This is a genomic window from Burkholderia arboris, from assembly GCF_038723655.1.
Classification (GTDB): Bacteria; Pseudomonadota; Gammaproteobacteria; order Burkholderiales; family Burkholderiaceae; genus Burkholderia; species Burkholderia arboris.
The window spans coordinates 2,738,906-2,759,539 of the sequence record NZ_CP109822.1 but is presented as its reverse complement, the minus strand read 5'-3'; the positions used below and the strand labels follow the sequence as shown (position 1 = coordinate 2,759,539).

Below are 20,634 nucleotides of genomic sequence, written 5' to 3'. Positions count from 1 at the left end.
AGGGTTTTACCGGAGATGCCGATGCTGTTCCAGTCACGCTCACACGAAGACGTGCACGATCACGGGCTCGCGATCGCGGGCTGGCATCAGGTCTACCGCCAGATGACGCCGGGCCGCTTCAAGGGCACCGTCACGCAGGTGCTGTACGACGATTTTCACTTCTTCCGCGAAACGACCAACCGGCGCGTCGCGCAAACCGGGCTCGCGCCGGCCGGGCGCACGTCGCTCGCGGTGCCGCTGTCCGTTCCGCTCGCGGGCACGTTCCAGGGGCAGCCGATCGACGGCTATGCGCTGCTCGCGCTGCGCGCCGGCGAGGATTTCGAATTCCACACGCCGGAAGGGATGGGGCTCGTCGGGATCAGCGCGGCGTCCGACATGGTCGACGAGCTGTGCGAGGCCGAATTCGGCGCGTCCGGCGCGCGCAAGCTGCGGCACGTGACGCGGCTGTCCGACGAACAGGGCGTCGCGCTCGGCGTGCGGCTGTCGGCGCTGATCGACGACGCGCAGCGCAACCCGGGCCACCTCGAATACGCGGCGACCCGCAAGATGTTCCGCGACGCAATGCTCGGCATGTTCCTCGACGCGCTCGAACAGGGCATCGGCGTCGAGCGCCGCGACATCACGCACGCTACCTACAGCGATATCGTGAGCCGTTGCGAGAAGCATCTGCGCGACCGGCCCGAGGAGCCCGTCACCGTGCTCGAACTGTGCCGCGCGCTGCGTTGCAGCCGCCGCACGCTGCAAACGAGTTTTCAACGCGTGGCCGACGTCACCCCCGTGGGCTACCTGCGCACGATCCGGCTGAACGCGGTGCGCCGGATGCTGCGCACGACGTCGGTGCAGCAGCTCGGCGTCGGCGAGGCCGCCGCGAGCTGGGGGTTCACGCATCTCGGCTATTTCGCACGCGAGTATCGCGACCTGTTCGGCGAACTGCCTTCCCAGACGACACGTCCCGAATGACGCGCACCACCCGCGACGGCGCCGTCGGGCATCGTCGCGGGCAGCGCAACCCACTGTTTGCCGATTTGCGATAGAGGTCCTGAATTTTCGCTGGATAGAGTCCCGTCACCCATATCGACAACACCATCGGTTTGCACTGCGAATCGATGACAACAGAGGGCGGGACATGAAGATCGGACGACGACTGGCCGCAGCCGCGGCGACGCTGGGTTGCATGCACGCACACGCGCAGACCTCGGGGAGCGTGACGCTGTACGGCACCGTGGACACCGGCATCATCTACTCGACGAACCAGCAGTTCACACGCGCCGACGGCAGCACGGGCGGCGGCCATGCGTGGCAGATGGGCGGCGGCAACCTCGTGCCGTCGCGCTTCGGCTTCCAGGGTGCGGAGCCGCTCGGCGGCGGGCTCGATGCGGTGTTCACGCTCGAGCAGCAGTTCCTGTCTGCGAGCGGGCAGGCGCTGCAGGGCGGCACCGCATTCAGCCGGCAGGCGTGGGTCGGGCTGCGTCGGGACGGGATCGGCACGCTCGGCCTCGGCCGCCAATACGACTCGTACACCGACATGCTCGGCGCATACGTATCGAGCAACAACTGGGCGACGCCGTACGGCTCGCATCTCGGCGACGTCGACAACCTGAACGCCGCATTCAACTTCAACAACGCGGTGAAGTTCACCAGCGCCGATTTCAACGGCCTCACGTTCGGCGGCACCTTCAGCTTCGGCGGGCAGGCCGGCGACTTTTCCGCGAAGCGCGGCTATGCGGTGGCCGCGACGTACACGCGCGCGCCGGTGGCGTTCTCGGTCGGCTACCTCGACCTGCACCAGCCGCTCGACGCGGCGCTCGGCGGCGCGAGCGGCTATATCGGCGACTTCGCGTGCAGCAATCCGGGTGCGATGTACTGCCTGCTGCAGGACGCCGGCTCGATGCGCGCGTTCGGCGCGGGCGGTTCGGTCACGCTCGGCGCGGCGACGGTCGCGCTGACCTACACGCATACGCGCCTCGGCGACAGCCGCTATTTCTCGACCACCGCGCAACCGCGCACGCAGGCGTTCACGTTCGACATCGGCGAGCTGAACGTCACGTACATGTTCACGCCCGCGCTGCAGGGCGGCGTCGCGTACATCTTCAACGCCGCGCATACCGACGGACGCGGCACGACGCGGTTCCACCAGGTCAACGTCGGCACGAACTACAGCCTGTCGAAGCGCACGGCGCTGTATGCGGTCGCGATCGGCCAGATCGCGAGCGGCACGGGGCTCGGCACCGGCGCGGACGGCAACGCGGTGAACTACGCGCAAATTCCGGTGCTCGCGAACAGCAACTCGAGCCGTCAGCTGGCGGTGATGGCCGGGATCCGCGTGAACTTCTGACCGGGCCGGGGGCAGCCGTGGCCAGGCGGGGCGGGGCAGTCGGGCAGTTTGGCTGTCTCTCCCGCCGCGTGCCATAAATTCTTAACGATCGGCGTGAACAATGGCGTACGCTTCAGGCAGCCAGCCGCATCACCTGCGTTGCACACGTGTGCAACGCCTGGCCGTCCCGCCACCACGTCGAACGAGAGAGACCTCATGACCCTGCTGACCCGCCTGCGCGCGCTGTCCGCCGCCTTTGCGCTGTCCTTCGCCGCCATGCACGCCGTTGCCGCGGATCTCGTCATCGCAGGCCGCGACGACATCTACGGCAAGGGGCTGGCCGACGCCGTCGCCGGCTTCAACAAACTGCACCCGGGCACCGAGATCGAGCTGCTCAAGCTACCGAACGCGAACCTGTACCAGAAGCTCAAGCTGTCGATGCGCGAAGGCACCGGGGCATACGACCTCGTGATGATGGACGACACGTGGGCGCCCGAATTCATCGGCAACGGCTGGCTGAAGCCGCTGCCGGCGTCGCTCGCGGACGCCGACCTCGTGCCGTCCGCCGTCGCGCTCGGCCGCAACGCCACCGGTGCGCTGTACGCGCTGCCGATCGTCGGCAACGTCGAGATGTTCGCGTACCGCAAGGACCTGCTTGCGAAGTACAAGCTGCAGCCGCCGCGCAACTGGGACGACGTGCTGAAGATCGCGCAGACCGTCGGCGGCGCGGACAAGAGCGTGTCGGGCGTCGTGTTTCGCGGCACGAAGGGCAACCCGGTCGTGACGGGCTTCCTGCCGATCCTGTGGGCGTATGGCGGCGACGTGTTCGACCATGCCGGCAACGTGACGATCGATTCGCGCGAAGCGCAGGCCGCGCTGAAGACGTTCCTTGCGCTGAAGGCGTTCGCGCCGAAGGACGTCGACGTGTACGGCGCGGCGGAAGTGCGCGATGCGCTGCAGCGCGGCACGGCCGCGCAGTCGATCGAGGTGTGGCCGGCATGGGTGCCGGCGCTCGACGATCCGAAGCAGTCGCGCGTGGTCGGGCAGATTGCGCTGCAGCCGCCGCCCGGGCAGACCGCCGGCCCGGCGCCGATGCTCGGCATCTGGCAGATGGGCATTCCGAAGGATGCGCCGCACGCGAAGCTCGCGCAGGACTTCCTCGCTTACCTGACCGCACGCGATACGCAGACGCGCCTCGCCGGCATCGGCATTCCGCCGACCCGCCGCAGCGTGTTCAACGATCCGGCGCTGGTGCGCCAGTACCGCTGGTATCCCGATCAGCTGAAGGCGCTCGAAGCCGGCCGGGCGCGCCCGCGTGTGAAGGATTGGCAGCAGGTCGAGAGCATTCTCGGCGACCAGCTGCAGCTTGCGCTGACCGGGCAGGCCGCCCCCGACGCCGCGCTGCGCCAGGCGCAGCAGAAGATCGCACAGGCGATGGCCGCGGCCGGCAAGTGACCGCGCGCGTCAACCCGTCGATCGGAGATCGCGCATGAAAGCCTTCGGCCGCAGCCTGCCGTTCGTCGCGCTGCTCGGGCCCGCGCTGCTGGTGCTCGTCGCGCTCGCGCTGTATCCGGTCGCGCAGGTGCTGATCGATTCGTTCTGCCAGGTCGACTACTCGGCCGGCCGCCGCGCGTTCACGGGGCTCGCGAACTATCGCGCGGTACTCGGCGACGACGCGTTCACGGCCGGCTTCGGCAATACGCTGCGGTTCACGATCGTCGCGTCGCTCGCCGAAGTCGCGCTGGGCTTCGGCCTCGCGCTGCTGTTCGTGCGCGCGTTTCCGGGGCGGCGCATCGCGCTGCCGCTCGCGATCCTGCCGATGATGCTGTCGACACTCGTGTGCTCGGCGATCTGGCGCAACTGGCTGAACTTCGACGGTTTCCTGAACACGCTGCTCGCCGTGTTCGGCATCGAAGGCGTGCGCTGGCTGTCCGATCCGCATCTCGCGCTGTGGTCGCTCGCGCTCGTCGACATCTGGCAGTGGACGCCGATGGCGTTCCTGATCGTGCTGGCCGGGCTGCAGTCGATTCCGCAGGAGCTGTACGAAGCCGCGCGCACCGACGGCGCGAGCGAGTGGCAGTGCCTGCGCGACATCACGCTGCCGCTCGCGGCGCCGCAGATCGGCCTCGCGCTGCTGCTGCGTTCGATCGATACGTTCAAGCTGTTCGACAAGGTCTATGCGCTGACGGGCGGTGGCCCCGGCAACGCGACGCAGACGCTGTCGACCTATATCTACGACACGGGCTTCCGCTTCTTCAACGTCGGGCCGGCGAGCGCCGCGTCGGTGCTGATGCTCGCGGCGTCCGCGGTGCTGGTCTCGGGGTACGTATGGCAGACGGTTCGCAAGCGGCGCGCGTGACGGCGCATCCCGCAGGCATCACGGGCGCGCGAATGGGCGCCGCATTCGGTCGCGCGATGCCGTGGGCATTGCGCATCGCCGCGCTCGCGCTGTTGTTGCTGCCATGCCTGTGGATGGCCGGCGCGGCCTTCATGCCGACGCTCGAACGCCTCGATCATCCGTTGCGGATCTGGCCGGCCGCGCCGACGCTCGAGCATTTCGCGTCGGTGTGGTCCAACGGCATCGGCGCGCCGCTGTTCAATTCGCTGCTGGTTGGTTTCGGCACGACGTTGCTCGCGCTGGCGCTCGCGTTTCCGGCCGCGTACGCGCTCGTGCGGCTGCGGTTTCCGGCGCGGCTCGACTTGCTGTTCCTCGTGCTCGTGCTGGCGTTGAAGCTGATGCCGCCGATCACGATCGCGGTGCCGCTGTTCGCGCTCGCGAAGCGGCTGCATCTGCTCGATTCGACGCTTGGCCTGATGCTCGCTTATCAGATCTATGCGCTCCCGATGGCGATCTGGATGCTGCTCGCGTTCGTACGCGACGTGCCGATCGAGTATGAGGAGGCGGCTTGCATCGACGGTGCGGGGCTCGCGCGACGGCTCGTGCAGATCGTGCTGCCGCTGTGCGCGCCGGGGCTGATCGCGACGGCGATCTTCGTGTTCATCGCCGCGTGGAACGAGTTCCTGATCGCGCTGCTGTTCGTGTCGACGCCGAGCCGTTTCACGTTGCCGCTCGCGATTGCCGGCTACGTGACGGAGAACGGCATCGACTGGGGCGACCTGATGAGCGCGGGGCTGATGGCGTCGCTGCCCACGCTGGCCGTGGCCGGCTATGTGCAGCGCTACCTGTTGCGCGGGTTCGCGGGCGGGCTGAAGTGACGCGCGGCCGTGCCGCGCCCGATTTCACGCCGTCACGCGCAGCTGTCCCGCACCACCTGCGCGACCGGCACGACGCGCGTGCGCGACGGGCCGTCGAACGTCTGAATGCGATCGGCGAGCAGGTCGATCGCCGCGTGCGCGAGGCCGCGCGTGTCCTGCCGCAGCGTCGTCAGCCGGTAGGCGTCGTATTCGGCGGCGGGAATGTCGTCGAAGCCGATCACGCGCAGGTCGTCCGGTACGCGCAACCCGAATTCGCGGCGTGCGACGTCGATCACGCCGAGCGCGAGCAGGTCGGACGAGCAGAACACGCCGTCGGGCCGTTCGCCGCCTGCGAACAGTTGCCGCGCCGCGTCGATCCCGCTGGCATGGGTATCGGACGGCGTGTCGAGCACGTGCGCGAGCGTCGCGTCGAACGCATCGCCTTGCCCGATCGCGTGCTCGAACGCCGCGGCGCGCGACTGCGCGCTGTAGCTGGCGCCGCGCGGCCCGACGAACGCGAGCCGGCGCGCGCCGGCCCGCACGAGCCGCTGCGCCGCATGGGCAGCGCCCGCCGCGTTGTCGCTGACGACGACATCCGCGCCCGGCAGGTTCGCCTCGCGGTTGATCATCACGACCGGAATCCGGTGTTCGAGATACTGCTGCGCGACCGACAGCGGCGGCGACGCGGACGTCATCACGAGGCCCGCGATCCGGTAGCTGAGCAGTTGTTCGAGCGATTGCCGGACCTGGCGCGGATCTTCCGCATTGGTCACGAGTGGCGTGAGCGCGCGTTGCCCGAGCGCGGCCATCAGGTCCGACAGCAACCGCGCGCGGAACGGATTCTCGAACCCGGCCGTGACGACGCCGATCATGCTGCTGCGCTGCGTGATCATGTCGCGCGCGATCAGGTTGACCTGGTAGCCGAGCGCACGCGCGGCGACCATCACGCGTTCACGCGTCTGCGGTGCGATGCTCGCCGTCGGCGAAAAGGCGCGCGATACCGCGGAGCGCGAGACACCCGCGCGCGCCGCGACGTCCGATGCCGTCACCCACGGTTTTCTTTCCTTGTCATTCATCGATTCATGATCCCTTCGAGCCACGAAACGTGCATGCCGCTCGCCGACTGGATGTCGGCGCTCGACGATGCACGGCTGCTGCATACGCTGACCCTACCGGGCAGCCATGACACTTGTGCGTATACGGTCGACGACGGGCTCGTGCGTACGCAGCGCGCGCCGCTCGACGCGCAGCTCGCGCACGGCGTGCGGCTGCTCGACATCCGCTGCCGGCACGTGCGCGATGCATTCGACATCCATCACGGCGGCATCGCGCTCGGCATGACGTTCGACGACGTGCTGGCAACCTGTACGCGCTTTCTCGATGCGCATCCGCGCGAATGCATCGTGATGTCGGTGAAGGACGAGTGGCCGGCGCAGGCGTGTACGCGCAGTTTCGATGCGACGTTCGACGCGCATCGTGCGCGGCATCCGCGGTTGCGCTGGCATGCGGGCGGCACGCTGCCCGCGCTCGGCGACGTGCGCGGCGCGATCGTGCTGCTGCGGCGCTTTCGCAGCGGCCGGCCGCTCGGCATCGACCTGACCGCGTGGCCCGACAACGCGACGTTTTCGATCGACCACCCCGACGGCGCGTTCGTGATCCAGGACGAATATCGTGTGCCGGTGGCTGCGTCGATCGCGTGGAAGTGGCGCGCGATCGATACGCTGCTGACGCACCTGCCGTTGCCGGACAGCGGCAGGTGGGCGATCAGTTTTTGCAGCGGGACGGGGATGGGCGCGAATCCGTCGGTGGTTGCGCATGGCGACGGCAAGGTGCAGGGCATTCACGCGCGGCTGACTGAACGACTGCGCGAGCAGCGCGGCCCGCATGGCGCGATGCTGCTCGATTTCTGCGACGACGACGACTGGGCACTGGTGCGTGCGCTGATCGCGTGCAACGACCCGGTGCCGGAACCGGGCGTCTGGCGCAAGGCGTTTCGCTGTTAGTCAGCGCAGGTTCGCGTTGAAGAATGCGAGTGCTTTTGCGTCGAGCGTCCTGTGGAAGGCGACGCGATCGAACGGCTTCGCATCGACGCAGACCCGCGACGCAATGCGTGTCAATGCGTCGGAACACGGCGCGATGAACGCGAAATGCGCGCTGTTCGGGACGGTGTGGAATTCAGGCCGCTGCGGCAACAGGCCGGCCAGCGCGGGGACGGATGCCGGCTCGACGCCGTCGCCGCCGAACTCGGATGCCCAGAGCTGGATCGGCGCATGGACGTCTTTCAGCGTGGCGGCGGTCGGGAATTCATCGAACGGATCGGCGAGCACGTAGGCCTTGATGCGCGGATCGTGCGTCAGCGGCGTCTTCGGCACATCGCCGTCGCGGATCTGCTTGCAGATTGGCCAGGTCGGGTCCGGGCAGGCCACCGACGCGTGCACGAAATCCGGATTGGCGCCGGCCAGCACGAGGCCGGTAAAGCCGCCGCGCGAGAAACCGAAGAAGCCGATGCGTGCCGGATCGATTCGGGCGGCATCCGGCGCGTTGCCGAGCATGTAGTCGACCAGGCGCTTGATGTCGGCCGGGCGTTCGACGAATTCCTGCAGGTCGGCGGCGCGGCTCATGTCGGAGAACGTGTCGCCGGGATGGTTGATCGCCGCGACGACATAGCCTGCGTCGGCGAGCGCTTCGGCGAGGTCGTGATGGCCGAGGAGCGAGCCGCCGTGGCCGTGGGAGATCACGACGAGCGGCAGCTTGTCGCCGACGGTCGGGCAGTCGCGTGACCCGTTCAGCACGAACGGGCCGATCGAGAGGGGTTGTGGCGCCGCAGCACAGGGCGTCCACACGCCCACGCGCATCTCCGGGCCGGCCGCGTCGGCCGGGATGGTGACGAACTTGACGCCGGCCGCATGCGCGATCGTTGCGGACAGGCAGAGCAGGACAGCCGACAGCCAGGTTTTCATGTCGATCCCCGGGGCAAGGGCACGGCGGACTGCCGTCGCAATTCGCCGTATCGTGACGAAAATCGGTGGCTGTGTACAGTGTTGCTGAGCGACTAGCAGATCCGTTCGCAACGCTTCGAAACGAATCGCCACGCATGCTGGCGTGCTTGCGTCGGGGCGGCGAACGGTTGTGGTGGCAGGGGGGCGAAGCTCTGAAGGGAGGTCTTGCCCCGGCTGGATGAATCCGCCGGGATCGTCCGCGTGTCGCGTCATGACTAGAATCACCACGCTTTCGGGGGGATTTTGAATGACGCAATGCAAGAATTTCTATCGGGCATTCCGTGACAACATGGATGCACTCGGTTTGCCTGCGCCGGCAAGCCTGTTCGCTGTGCAGCAAACGGCAGTTGGCACGCTCGCGACCATTCTTGGCGCACTCAAGACGCTGGGTCCGACTGCCACGGTCGGCGAGCTGATCGGCGCAACCACCGGGCTGGAACTGCTGGCAGCCGTGTCCGCGCTCGGGGCGAGTTTTTACGTCGGTGCGGTCATCGGTAGTCTGATCGTTGCGGCAGATGCATCGCTGGTGTGTGATAAGCACGGCATGGCTGCTGTCGATGGCATTCGCATCTGGGCGGGCCGTCGCGGCCTTGCGGTTCCGCAAGATGTCTATCGCATGATCGAACGGTATCCGGAGGTGCTTCGACCCATGCCAAACAGTGTGACGTACGTGATCCGCGCACGTGCGATCGGGAGGGGGGCAGCGTGAGCAGATTGCGAGACAGAACCGGTCTGATCGCCGCGGCTGTTGTCGTTGCGGCTATGGCGTGGGCATTGCTGCACTACTCAGGAGACTGGTTTTTCCCCGTTGCGACGCTTGTCGCACTGGTCGCATTGCTCGCAGACAATCAACGGTTGAAGAAGCGCCTGCGTGACTTGGGGGAAGACCCACGCTCGCGAGAGTGACGTTTCTCTCACGCCAGCCATTGCCGGATTCCACGGCTATGCCGCGATAACGCATCAGCGCGTCGCGATCGCTACTGCCGCGCCGGCCATCGCTGCCGCGCTCGTACGATTCGCAATCCGTTTCGCGCGTGCCGACGTCAGGAACGCACGGGCACGCGACGCAAGCAGCGACCAGAAGCAGTCGCACAGGATCAACACCGCAAGCATCGTGCCGACCAGTTCCGCCCACGCCACGATACCGACGTGCGTGAGGTCGACGATGGTCGGCAGCAGCGCGAGATAGAACACCATGATCTTCGGATTGCCGAGCGTAACCAGCATGCCCGCGACGAACATGCGCCACGGCGACTGGCCGCGCGGCAGGTTGTCCGCGCCCGTATCGGTCGGCGCGGCCCACATCTTCCACGCAAGGAACAGCAGATAGGCGACGCCGAGCAGCTTCAGCACGATCAGGCCCGCCGCGAACGTGCGCGCGAACGCGGACAACCCCGCGACCGCCAGCGTGAGCCACATCGCTTCGCCGAGCCACATCGCCGCGAGGAACGGCAGGACGTCGCGCACGCCGTTCGTCAGCACGCGTGCGACGAGCGCGGCGACGCTCGGGCCTGGCGTGCCGGCGGTGACGAGCAGGGCGAAGGCGAAGACGGCGAGTGCGGACAACGTCATGGCGAGCCTCGGGGACGGGACGTCCGAAACGTATGAAGTCTGGATTATAGTGACGGCCGTTCCAGACTGCCTGCCTGAATTGCCGTCATGACTGCATCGATCCTGATTCGCCCTGCCACGCAGGAAGACGCGGCCGCGATGGCCGCTGTGGAAGTTGCCGCCGCGCAGCGGTTTCGCGCGATCGGCATGACCGACATCGCCGACGGCGAGCCGACCGATGCGGCTGCGGTGCTCGTGCGCATCGACGATGGCCGCGCGTATGTCGCGGTCGATCCGCAGGGCACGTGCGTCGGGTTCGCGTTCTACCGGCTGCTCGATGCCCAGCGGTTGTATCTGGAGGAGCTGGATGTCGCGCCGTCGCATGCCGGACAGCGGATCGGCGCGCGCCTGATCGAGCAGGTGATGGCGCGCGCGGCGCAGGAGCACGTCGGGCAGGTCGTGCTGTCGACGTTCCGAGACGCGCCGTGGAATGCGCCGTACTACGCGCGCCTTGGTTTCAGCATCGTCGACGACGCGTCGCTCGACGACACACTGCGCGCGATCCGCGCGCACCACGTCGCACTCGGCCTCGACGAAACGCAGCGCGTGTTCATGCGCGCGGACGTGCGCGCCTGAACACGTGCTGCCCGGTCGTCAGGCCGCGTCGCTCAGCGCCGGATAGTCGGTGTAACCCGTTTCGCCTTCCGCATAGAACGTCTCCGGCACCGGCTGGTTGAGCGGTGCGCCGATTTCGAGGCGGCGCGGCAGGTCCGGGTTCGCGATGAACAGCTTGCCCCACGCGATCGCGTCGGCGCTGCCGTTCTCGAGCGCGGCCTGCGCGGTGTCGAGCGTGAACTGTTCGTTCGCGATCAGCGGGCCGCCGAACGCTTCTTTCAGGCGCGGGCTCAACTGGTCGCCCGAATACGATTCGCGCGTGAAGATGAACGCGATCTTGCGGCGGCCGAGTTCGCGTGCGACATAGCCGAACGTCGCTGCCGGATCGGAATCGCCCATCGTGTGTGCGTCGCCGCGCGGCGCGAGATGCACGCCGACACGGCCGGCGCCCCACACGTCGATCGCTGCGTCGACGACTTCGAGCAGCAGGCGTGCGCGGTTCTCGATCGGGCCGCCGTACGCATCGGTGCGGCGGTTGGTGCTGTCCTGCAGGAACTGGTCGAGCAGGTAGCCGTTCGCGCCGTGAATTTCGACGCCGTCGAAGCCCGCTGCCTTCGCGTTTTCCGCACCCTTGCGGTAGGCGGCGACGATGCCCGGAATTTCGTCGAGTTCGAGTGCACGCGGCGTCACGTACGGGCGCTGCGGACGCACGAGGCTCACATGGCCGCCCGGGGCGATCGCGCTCGGCGCGACCGGCAGGTCGCCGTTCAGGAAGACGGGATCGGAGACCCGGCCGACGTGCCAGAGCTGCAGCACGATGCGGCCGCCGGCTGCATGCACGGCCTGCGTTACTTGCTTCCAGCCTTCGACCTGCTCGTCGGACCAGATGCCCGGCGTGTCGGCATAGCCGACGCCTTGCGGGGTGACCGACGTCGCTTCGGTAATGATCAGGCCGGCCGATGCACGCTCGGTGTAGTAGCGCGCCATCAGCGCGTTCGGCACGCGCGCCGTGCCCGCACGGGAGCGGGTGAGCGGCGCCATCACGATGCGGTTCGGCAGGGTCAGGTCGCCGAGGGTAACGGGATCGAACAGCGTGGGCATGGCAGATAACCTCTTCACGAAAGGTGGGGAAGCCGTCGCGTCATGTGCGATGGCGCCCCGCATGGCCGGTTCGGCCGTTGGCTAGAGTTCGCGGCGCAGGGCGTCGTGAAATGCGTCGATGACGGCCTCGTTGCGCTGAAAAAACGCCCATTGGCCGATCCGCGTCGACGTCACGAGCCCCGCGCGCTGCAACGTGGCGAGGTGCGCGGAGACGGTCGACTGCGACAACCCGCAGCGCGCGTCGATCTGGCCCGCGCAGACGCCGTGTTCGTACGGCAGCGTCTGTTGCGGGAAGTGCTCGCCGGGCGTTTTCAGCCAGACGAGGATTTCCCGGCGCACGGGGTTCGAGAGCGCTTTCAGGATTGCATCGATGTCGAGTTCGGTCGGCATGGAAGAGCTTGGCGTTTCGGTCGGGCAAACAGGTATCGTCGATGGGCGAATCTTATATCGTAATTTGACGATATGCGCGAAGGCACTGTTGGCTATGGGGTTGATAGGGTGTCGATAGGGACGACGGGCCGCACTTTCGCGCTTGAGCGATGCGTGGGTGCGCGAAGGGCCGTTGACGGGTGGATGCCCGGCCAGCGGGCGCCGCGGGCGCGCGTCACCGCGTGAATCGGCAAGTCGGCCGCGTCGGGTTTGCGCACTGGCGTGGCGTTGGACTTGCAACCAGGTTTCAAAGGGCTGCATCGGGATACGCGGGAGAACGCCCCGTATCCGGCCCGGATTGCGCACCGATCGATCGGCGGTTGTCGGTATTCCGGACGGTATCCGGATCGGCGCGAGGCGCGTGGTACGGCACGTGTCGGCTGCCGTGGAGCCATGAGGAAAATTGATCGAATCAAGCAAAAAACATCAATTTTCACCAGGAATTGTTCTACCCACAATGGCTCACTCGTCGGCAAGGCGAGTGCAAGCGATACCTGACGGGCAACGGCATTCATTCAATACCGTCGCCATTCGTATCGTCCGATTATATCGGAGTAGAAAGCAAATTGTCATCGGATTGCGATGCAGGAGAAAGAATTCACGGAGCCCGTATGCCGCGGCGCAGTGCTTTCGTCGGCACGGATTCGCGACTGCGTGAGCAGCGACGAATCGTACGGAGCGCGCCGATCGCCGACCGGCTTCTTTCAATTTGCCGTCAACGTTCACGCCGATCCATTACCTTCAAGGAAAACAGCAATGCGCTTCTGTCCTCTTCGCCCAAAGGTCGCGGGCGTTGCTCTGGTTGCAATTGCGGGGCTTCTTCCGTGCTGCTCGCTGCCGGCGATCGCGGCGGCTCCCGAACTCAATGTCTATAACTGGTCGGACTACATCGCCAGGGACACGATCCCGAACTTCGAAAAGGCGTCCGGCATTCACGTGCGGTACGACAACTACGACAGTGACGACACGCTTCAGGCAAAGCTCCTGGCCGGGAGTTCCGGCTATGACATCGTGGTGCCGTCGTCGTTGTACATGGCGAGGCAAATCCAGGCCGGCATGCTTCAGAAGCTCGACAAGTCGAAGATTCCGAACCTGAAGCATCTCGACCCGGTGCTGATGAAGATGATCGCGGATGTCGATCCGGGCGCGCAATACGGCGTGCCCTGGGCGTTCGGCACGGACGGCATCGGCTACAACGTCCAGGAAGTGAAGAAAGCGCTGGGGGACAACGCGCCGGTCGACAGCTGGGCACTGGTGTACGACGTGGAGAACGTGTCGAAGCTGAAGCAGTGCGGCGTCTCGTTCCTGGATCAGGCCGCCGATGCGTTCGCGACCGCGTTGCAGTACCTGCACAAGGACCCGAACAGTTCGAATCCCGCGGACTATCAGGCCGCGTTCGATTTGATGAAGAAGGTGCGTCCGTACATCACGCAGTTCAACTCGTCGGGCTACATCAACGATCTCGCCAACAACGATGTCTGCGTCGCAATTGGCTGGTCGGGCGACGTCGGCATTGCGCGGCGGCGCGCCGCAGACGCGAAACGATCCTACGAGATCCGCTTTTCGAACGTCAAGGAAGGCGGCCTGCTGTGGTTCGACATGATGGCGATTCCGAAGGACGCGCAGCATCCCGAGGCGGCCATGAAGTGGATCGACTATATCGAGGACCCGAAGGTCAATGCGGCGATTACCAACGAAGTGTTCTATCCGACCGCGAACCGTGCCGCTCGACCACTCGTCAACCCCGTCGTATCGCAGGATCCGAGCGTTTATCCCCCCGATGACGTGCTGCGGAAAATGACGCTGATGAAACCGCTGCCGATCGAGATCGTCCGTCTCGAGAACCGCCTCTGGGCACAGCTGAAGGCAGGGCGCTGATGGCGTCGAACAGCGCAGCGCCGGCAAGCGCCGCGTGCCGCGCGGACTGAAACCGCCGTCATGCCAGGTTGCCTGCACCGATAGCGAGCAGGCGCATTCCCCCGAACACCGTACTCCTTGTGAGCTGCCTCGTGCGCCTCGCACGGGAGCGTTCGTGCGTGCGCCTGCCGCCCGCCGGTGTGCGACAGCCCGGCCAAGGCGGCAATCGCTGCAATAGAAAAACATGGAGACTTCGTATGAGAAGAAAGCTGATTGGTTTGCTGGTGGCGGGCTGTCTGCCCGGTGTTGCCGTGGCCGACACCATGGCCGACCGGATCCGGGTATTGCAGGCGCAACTCGACGTACTGAAGAAGGAGATGGCCGGATTGCAGGCGCGTCCGTCGGACCGGCCGGCAATCGCCGCACCTGTACCGGTCGATCCGTCGTCGCCTGACTATGGCAGCGCGCAGGCGTCGCTCACCAACGACGACGTCACGGCCATGAAGCAACAGCTTGCCACTCAGCAACTCAAGGTGAACTCGCTCGAGGACGCAGCGAACACCGGCCCGATTGCCGGTCTCTCCGTGACGGGCTACATCGACCCGACTTATGTGTACAACCGCGCGCAGGGCGGTTCGTCGTTCCTGTTCGCGAATCACGAAAATACCGGCGGTTACTTCAACAGCACGTTCGGCGACCTGTACCTGGACATCAAGAAAACCTTCGGTGTCGGGCCGATGGCGCCGTCGGCCGAAATCACGCTGATGCCCAACCGGGGCAACGGCATCACGCTGATGCAGAACGAGCGTGGCCAGATCGGCAACAACATCCTGAATACGGCGGTCGTCACCGTTCCGCTCACGGGTACGACGACATTCGTTGCAGGCCTGATGTCCAGCTTCGGCGGCTACGAGGTCCAGCAGTCGAATCAGATGCTTACGCTGACTCACAACCTGCTGTACGACTTTTCCGACCCGGGCAGCTATGTCGGCCTCGGGGCGAACTATACGAAGGGCAAGTGGACGTGGAAGTTCCTGCTCGGTAACGAACAGTACCGGACCAATGGCGCCATTACGCAGACGGGAACCAACGCGCTGGGCGATCCGGTCACGATCAGCAACAAGGTGCCGACTTTCACGGCACGCGCGGACTATGCGTGGTCCAGTGCGCTCGATATCGGGGCGTCGTTCAACATCGGGCGGCAGACGTTGCCGAGCGCAGTCAATCCCGCGACCGGTGCAATGAGCTATGGCATCGGCGGTCAGGCGCCCAATGGCTTCGGCGCATTCTTCTTCTCGGAAGCCGACCTGACTTATCAGCTCGCAGACGTTCAGTACAACGCAGAAATCGACTACGGTCAGCAGCAGAACGCGGCGTTCAACGGCGGCCAGGCGCAATGGTATGGCATTTCGCTGCTCGCGCACCGGAAGTTCAGCTTGCCGGGCGTCGGCAGGATGGGCGTGACGCTCCGCTACGACTTCCTCGCCGACAGCAAGAACGGCGGCGGTGGCGGCGGCATCGCGCTGAATGGTCAGGGGCGCGACCCGTACAACGGCTTCGGCATCGGCGCGGACTGCTTCGCCAATTCGCAGGCAAGTGGTGGCACGGGTCTTCAGTGCAAGGGTTCGAACCGTCAGGACGTCGCGCTCGACCTGCTGTTTTTCCCGACCGCCCAGATCACGGTGAAGGTCGAGTACCGGCACGACTGGGCCAACAACAAGGTGTTCCTGAGAAACGACGGCTCGTACGGCAAAAGCAACGACTTGCTTGCGACGCAGTTCATCTACTCGTTCTAGCGCCGGACAGCGCGCTGTCGTACCGGTCGGCAACGGTGCGTTGTCGTCCGGCCCCATCCAGTTGGCTCATTGGCTCATGGAGATGCAATGAAAGACAAATTCACCCGACCGTCATGCCCGGAAACCGATCGCTCGGCACTCACGCGTCGCGACTTCATCAGGGGATCGGCGGCCCTCCTCGGTGCATCCTGGATCGGCGCGTTGGCGGGGTGTAGCGGCGACGATGCGTCGGCAGGTCCCGCGGCCATTCGCGCGTCGTCGCGTCAGGCGGCAAACCCGGCGGCATACCTGATGCCGGGCGAGGATGCGCCGCACGCGGCGACGTACATGGCGTTCGCGTCGGGTTCGGAAGGCATCTGGACGCCGCTGACCGCGCAGAGCACGGATGCGGGTATCGACCGGGTTCGTGCCGACCTGATGGATGTCGCGAAGGCGATCGGCACCTACGAACCGGTCAACATGCTGGTGTTGCCGGTCGACCTGAGCGCCGCGCAGGCGTTGCTGGCGACGGCAAGCGACGCGAACCCCGCGATCCACGCGAATTACCTGGCACGCGGCGCAGGCGCGGGCGGCGTCAACCTGATCGCGCGGGCCGACGGCTTCGACGATCTGTGGACGCGCGACACCGGCTGTGTCTTCGTAAAGGATACGGCCAATGGCAATGCGCTGTGCGCGGTGAACTTCAACTTCAACGGCTGGGGTAATGCGAACACGGACGGCTTGAACCTCAATGCGGGCATGACGGTGCCGCCTGCCGTTGCGGCGGGCAGCAACAAGTCCAAGGCGGGCAAATTCTTCCAGCCGTTCGCCAACGATCGTGCGCTGGCGGGATGGATGGCGCAGGCGAACAACGCGACGCTGATACAAAGTACGTTGACGCTCGAAGGCGGGGCGATCGAATTCGACGGGGAGGCGACGGCGATCCTGACGGAATCGGCGGTGCTGCACGTCAGCCGCAATCCGCAACTGTTCAATATTCCGGGGGGTGTCGTTGCCAACGCGACACTGCTGCCGACGGCCAAGGACACGGTGCTGGCGGAACTGCAGCGTACGCTCGGCGTACAGAAGATCATCTGGATTCCGGGAACGGCGATCTTTCCGCAAGGTTGCGGCGCCGGTGGGCAAGGTGGCGCCGCGACGCCGGCGAGCGAGACCGACATCACGAACGGGCACGTCGATTTCTACGCCAAGTTTCTATCGCCCGGTGTCGTCGCATACTGCTACGACGCGTCGAATTCGATGGGAGAACGGGCGCTGAGCGAGGCCAACTGGCGGCGCCTGAACAATCAGACCGACGCAAGCGGAAGGACGCTGCAGTTGATCGAGCTGACGACGCCGGCAAACTATGGAACGTCGAATGGCATGACGCTGACCAATCGCCAGATGACCAATTTCGCGGCCGGCTACATCAATTTCTATACATGCAATGGCGCGATCATCATGCCGAAATTCAACGATGCTTCTGCCGACTCCGCTGCGCTGACGGCGATCCAGCCGTATGCGGGTTCGCGGGATATCGTTCAGGTGGATATTCTGGGCATTGCGTCGGGGGGAGGCGGCGTGCATTGCGCGACGCGTGAACTTCCTGCGTAGATCGGGCGTCCTGCAACCGCACAAGGCCGCCCGGAACGGTCCGTGCCGGGCGGCCGAACACGTCAGCCAGGCAGTGCCTTCCCCACGATCTCGTATCGCCCTTGCGTCGCATCGACATGCGCGAGCGTATCGAGCACGCGTATCACGGGCGGGTGACCGTACACCCGCTCGACCATCGCCTTGTATTCGTCGCCGTGCCAGTGCGCGGCGGCTTCGCGCGTGCGCCACACGTACACACCACCGCCTTCGTGCGTGGCCGCGTCGTAGAAGTACCACTTGTGCAGCAGGTCCGGGTTCTGCGCCCACTTTGCCGCGGTACTTTCATAGCGCGCTTCCAGCGTCGTGACATCGACATCGGGTTGCAGCTTGAAGAAGACGATTTCGGTTATCACGGTCAATCCTCCACGAGAAAATCGCGGAAACGCAACACACGCGCCGTCGCTCAAGAGGGGATCGGTGCCGCATGCGCTTCAAGCGCCTGTGTGACAGCGTAGGCGCCGTGCTTTAAAAAGTAAAGCAAAGGCGACGCACCATTCAGGCAATTGACTCTGCCCGTCGATTGCTTTAAAAAGTAAAGCATGACCACACCCAAAATCGGACAACGCGTTCGCGGATCGACGACAGGGCGGCCCATCATGGTCGTGCTGGATCTGCTCGGGCGCCGTACCGCGCTGCGCATCCTGTGGGAACTGCGGGGCGCGCCGCTCACGTTTCGCGCGTTGCAGGAAGCCTGCGAAACGAACGCACGCCTGCTCAACACGCGGCTGGCCGAGCTCAAGGCGTCCGGCCTCGTCGAGCATGGGGAGGGCGGCTATTGCATGACCGCCGAAGGCCGGCGGCTCGAAGCGGCGTTGCAGCCGTTGCTGGGGTGGGCAAGACAGTGGGCGAAGCGCGACCCGGAAGGGCTCGACGCGGCCGATCGCGAGCAATCCGGTCAAGCGCGCTGATCGATCCGCGCCGGGGTACGCGTCGCAACATCGTTTCGGGTCAAGCGTCAAGCGTCGGGCGCGATCCATTTTCTGTTTGCGGAGTCATTTCATGTCTGTTCGGGCCGTGATCTTCGATTTCGATCTGACGCTGGCGGATTCGTCCGCCGCGATCATCGAATGCACGGAATACGCATTGCATCGGCTGGGCGCCGCCGGCGCGACGCCCGCGCAGATCGGCGCCGTGATCGGGCTGACCCTGCCGCAGATGTTCCATTCGTTGACGGGCGAAGCCGAGCCGGCGCGGGCCGACGCATTCGCGCGGCACTTCGTCGCGCGCGCCGACGAGATCATGGTGGCCGGCACGCGCATCTATCCCGAGGTGCCGCCGCTGCTCGCGCAGTTGCGTGAGCAGGGGCTCGCGGTCGCGATCGTGTCGTCCAAGTTTCGTTACCGGATCGAGGCGATTCTCGAACGCAACGGCCTGCAATCGCTGGTCGACGTGCTGATCGGCGGCGAAGACGTGCAGCGTCACAAGCCTGATCCCGAAGGGCTCGTGCAGGCACTCGCGCGGCTTGACCTGCCGGCCCGCGCGGCGATCTACGTCGGCGACCACGCCGTGGACGCGCAGGCGGCCGAGCGCGCCGGCGTGCCGTTCGTCGGCGCGGTGAGCGGCATGACGACGTTCGATGCATGGGCGCGCGCGGGCAAGCAGGCCGTGCGCACGCATATCGGCGAGCTGGCCGCGCTCGTGCAGCGGATGCAGCGCGAGCCGGGCCGGGCGTCGGGCCCGCACGACGCCTGACGCCGGATTCGGGAGCCGCACGATGCCGCGCCACGTGAACCATCTGCGCTGGAAGATCGTCGCGTTTCTGGTCGCGCCGCTGACCTTCGTGATGACGCTCGATCGCGCGGCGATGGCCGTGGCCGCGCCGACGATCCAGGGAGAGCTCGGCCTGTCGATCGTCGAGATGTCGATGATCCTGACGATCTACTTCTGGGCCTATGCGATCGGCCAGCTTCCGGCCGGACGCGCGGCCGAACGCTTCGGGTCGCGCCGCGTGCTGTTCGGCACGAGCACGCTGTGGTCGCTGATGATGATCGTCACGCCGTTCGGCGGTTCGTTCACCTGGCTGTTCGGTTGCCGGCTGGTGCTCGGCGGCGCGCAGTCGGCCGACTGGTCGAGCAGCGTCGTCGCGCTCAAGCGCTGGTTTCCGGCCGGCGAGCGCGCGAAAGGCAACGCGGTGCTGCTCGCGGGCCTGTATCTGGGCCCGATCGTGTCGGCGCCGCTCACGGCCTGGACGATCGTCCATTTCGGCTGGCATGCCGTCTTCCACGGATTCGGCGCGCTCGGCCTGCTGCTCGGCGCAATCTGGTGGTTCGGCTACCGCGATGCGCCGGCGTCGCATCCGCTCATCACGCAGGCCGAAGCCGACTACATCGCGGCCGGCCAGCCGCCCGGCCACACGGTCGTGTCGGGTTCGCTGATGCGTTGCCTGCGGTTGGGGCGCTTCTGGATCTTCGGCATTCAGTATTTCCTGCTCGTGCTGATCCAGAGCTTCTACACGACATGGCTGCCGACCTACCTGATGCGCGCGCGCGGACTGTCGCTGAAGGCGATGGGGCTGTACGCGTCGCTGCCGTGGGTTGCCGTGTTCGCGGCGGTGTTCGTCGCGGGCGCCGTCAGCGACCGGCTGCTGAGGAAAACGGGCTCGATCTACTGGGCGCGCACGCCGGTCGCGATCGCGGGATTCGTCGTGAGCGCGCTGGCGCTGGTCGCCGCGTCGCGCGCGGAGGCGATGGCCGCGGTCATCGCGCTGCTGTGCGTGTCGTTTGCGGCCGTCGGGTTCGTGCAGGTCGTCGTATGGTCGGCCGCGCAGGATCTCGGGCGGCCGTTCGCCGGCGTGATGTCGGGCTGGACCAACGTGTGGGGCGCACTGTCGAACGTCGCGGGCCCGATGACGCTCGCGCTCGTCGTCAAGGTCACCGGCAGCTGGGGCAGCGGAATGTTCGTGATCGGTGCGGCGGCGGCTTGCGGCGCGGTGCTGTGGCTGTTCGTGCATCCCGAGCGCCCGTTGCTTGCCGTGGCGGCGGGCGGCTTGCCGCCGGCGGCAGAGGGCCGGAACACGCCGCGCGGCGGCGCGCGCGAAGTTCGGGCCGACGCCGGCCGGGTTTCCGAGCCGGCCGACTGAGCCGTATTGCGCAACGGGCCGGCAGCGCGCGACGGATTCTGCGACCATCGCCGTTAAAGTCATATC

20 protein-coding genes are annotated in these 20,634 nt (G+C 66.2%); 14 read left to right on the top strand and 6 right to left on the bottom strand.

The window, feature by feature from the left end:
- Positions 1–21: 21 nt before the first annotated feature.
- The 5 genes from OHZ10_RS29795 (at position 22) to OHZ10_RS29775 (ending at position 5,530) form a co-directional block, all read left to right on the top strand.
- Entirely contained in the window at positions 22–960 is a 939-nt protein-coding gene (locus tag OHZ10_RS29795) for a helix-turn-helix domain-containing protein (protein ID WP_043181328.1), read from the top strand.
- Between the two features lie 166 nt (positions 961–1,126).
- The gene (locus tag OHZ10_RS29790) at positions 1,127–2,335 is read left to right on the top strand and encodes a porin (protein ID WP_256086150.1); all 1,209 of its coding nucleotides are present in this window, start codon (positions 1,127–1,129) and stop codon (positions 2,333–2,335) included.
- 195 nt (positions 2,336–2,530) lie between these two features.
- A complete protein-coding gene (locus OHZ10_RS29785; RefSeq protein ID WP_059239880.1) occupies positions 2,531–3,769 on the top strand; it encodes an ABC transporter substrate-binding protein in 1,239 nt (412 codons plus the stop codon).
- Positions 3,770–3,803: 34 nt separating this feature from the next.
- Positions 3,804–4,673 (top strand): carbohydrate ABC transporter permease, encoded by an 870-nt coding sequence (locus tag OHZ10_RS29780; protein ID WP_059239882.1) that lies wholly within the window; start codon positions 3,804–3,806, stop codon positions 4,671–4,673.
- Complete coding sequence (locus OHZ10_RS29775) at positions 4,643–5,530, top strand: carbohydrate ABC transporter permease (protein ID WP_174991339.1); 888 nt, start codon at positions 4,643–4,645, stop codon at positions 5,528–5,530. The genes OHZ10_RS29780 and OHZ10_RS29775 overlap by 31 nt, the downstream gene beginning before the upstream one ends.
- A 32-nt stretch (positions 5,531–5,562) precedes the next feature.
- Here OHZ10_RS29775 and OHZ10_RS29770 read toward each other — a convergent pair whose 3' ends face one another.
- Positions 5,563–6,585 (bottom strand): LacI family DNA-binding transcriptional regulator, encoded by a 1,023-nt coding sequence (locus tag OHZ10_RS29770; protein ID WP_342705220.1) that lies wholly within the window; start codon positions 6,583–6,585, stop codon positions 5,563–5,565.
- 6 nt (positions 6,586–6,591) lie between these two features.
- On the opposite strand from OHZ10_RS29770, the gene OHZ10_RS29765 reads away from it, so the two are divergent.
- The gene (locus OHZ10_RS29765; protein ID WP_155627272.1) at positions 6,592–7,512 is read left to right on the top strand and encodes a phosphatidylinositol-specific phospholipase C; all 921 of its coding nucleotides are present in this window, start codon (positions 6,592–6,594) and stop codon (positions 7,510–7,512) included.
- On the opposite strand, the gene OHZ10_RS29760 is transcribed toward OHZ10_RS29765, so the two are convergent.
- Positions 7,513–8,469 carry an alpha/beta hydrolase family protein gene (locus OHZ10_RS29760; RefSeq protein WP_342706002.1) on the bottom strand — a complete coding sequence of 319 codons (957 nt, stop codon included), beginning with the start codon at positions 8,467–8,469 and terminating at the stop codon, positions 7,513–7,515.
- Between the two features lie 286 nt (positions 8,470–8,755).
- On the opposite strand from OHZ10_RS29760, the gene OHZ10_RS29755 reads away from it, so the two are divergent.
- Complete coding sequence (locus OHZ10_RS29755) at positions 8,756–9,217, top strand: hypothetical protein (protein WP_342705219.1); 462 nt, start codon at positions 8,756–8,758, stop codon at positions 9,215–9,217.
- A 251-nt stretch (positions 9,218–9,468) separates the two neighbouring features.
- On the opposite strand, the gene OHZ10_RS29750 is transcribed toward OHZ10_RS29755, so the two are convergent.
- Positions 9,469–10,080, bottom strand: coding sequence for a LysE family translocator (locus tag OHZ10_RS29750; RefSeq protein ID WP_059239893.1), 612 nt, complete (start codon positions 10,078–10,080; stop codon positions 9,469–9,471).
- Between the two features lie 87 nt (positions 10,081–10,167).
- Between OHZ10_RS29750 and OHZ10_RS29745 the strand changes: the two genes are divergently transcribed.
- Complete coding sequence (locus OHZ10_RS29745) at positions 10,168–10,695, top strand: GNAT family N-acetyltransferase (protein WP_059239894.1); 528 nt, start codon at positions 10,168–10,170, stop codon at positions 10,693–10,695.
- A gap of 18 nt (positions 10,696–10,713) precedes the next feature.
- On the opposite strand, the gene OHZ10_RS29740 is transcribed toward OHZ10_RS29745, so the two are convergent.
- Positions 10,714–11,775, bottom strand: coding sequence for an alkene reductase (locus tag OHZ10_RS29740; protein ID WP_059239896.1), 1,062 nt, complete (start codon positions 11,773–11,775; stop codon positions 10,714–10,716).
- Positions 11,776–11,856: 81 nt separating this feature from the next.
- Positions 11,857–12,165: an ArsR/SmtB family transcription factor gene (locus OHZ10_RS29735; protein ID WP_006496873.1), complete on the bottom strand. Its 309-nt coding sequence runs from the start codon at positions 12,163–12,165 to the stop codon at positions 11,857–11,859.
- A 795-nt stretch (positions 12,166–12,960) separates the two neighbouring features.
- Here OHZ10_RS29735 and OHZ10_RS29730 point away from each other — a divergent pair.
- From OHZ10_RS29730 to OHZ10_RS29720, 3 genes are all read left to right on the top strand, one after another.
- The gene (locus OHZ10_RS29730) at positions 12,961–14,082 is read left to right on the top strand and encodes a polyamine ABC transporter substrate-binding protein (RefSeq protein WP_174991395.1); all 1,122 of its coding nucleotides are present in this window, start codon (positions 12,961–12,963) and stop codon (positions 14,080–14,082) included.
- A gap of 236 nt (positions 14,083–14,318) precedes the next feature.
- On the top strand, positions 14,319–15,857 hold the full coding sequence (locus tag OHZ10_RS29725; protein WP_342706001.1) for a DUF3138 family protein: 1,539 nt from the start codon (positions 14,319–14,321) through the stop codon (positions 15,855–15,857).
- Positions 15,858–15,944: 87 nt separating this feature from the next.
- Positions 15,945–17,450 carry an agmatine deiminase family protein gene (locus OHZ10_RS29720; RefSeq protein WP_342705218.1) on the top strand — a complete coding sequence of 502 codons (1,506 nt, stop codon included), beginning with the start codon at positions 15,945–15,947 and terminating at the stop codon, positions 17,448–17,450.
- 62 nt (positions 17,451–17,512) lie between these two features.
- Here the strand turns inward: OHZ10_RS29720 and OHZ10_RS29715 are convergent, their stop codons facing one another.
- Positions 17,513–17,842 carry a YdhR family protein gene (locus tag OHZ10_RS29715; protein WP_155627273.1) on the bottom strand — a complete coding sequence of 110 codons (330 nt, stop codon included), beginning with the start codon at positions 17,840–17,842 and terminating at the stop codon, positions 17,513–17,515.
- Positions 17,843–18,085: 243 nt separating this feature from the next.
- Between OHZ10_RS29715 and OHZ10_RS29710 the strand changes: the two genes are divergently transcribed.
- From OHZ10_RS29710 to OHZ10_RS29700, 3 genes are all read left to right on the top strand, one after another.
- Entirely contained in the window at positions 18,086–18,397 is a 312-nt protein-coding gene (locus OHZ10_RS29710) for a winged helix-turn-helix transcriptional regulator (RefSeq protein WP_226196263.1), read from the top strand.
- A 91-nt stretch (positions 18,398–18,488) separates the two neighbouring features.
- On the top strand, positions 18,489–19,181 hold the full coding sequence (locus OHZ10_RS29705; protein ID WP_059239909.1) for an HAD family hydrolase: 693 nt from the start codon (positions 18,489–18,491) through the stop codon (positions 19,179–19,181).
- Between the two features lie 22 nt (positions 19,182–19,203).
- On the top strand, positions 19,204–20,568 hold the full coding sequence (locus tag OHZ10_RS29700) for an MFS transporter (RefSeq protein WP_342705217.1): 1,365 nt from the start codon (positions 19,204–19,206) through the stop codon (positions 20,566–20,568).
- The last annotated feature ends 66 nt before the right edge of the window (positions 20,569–20,634 follow it).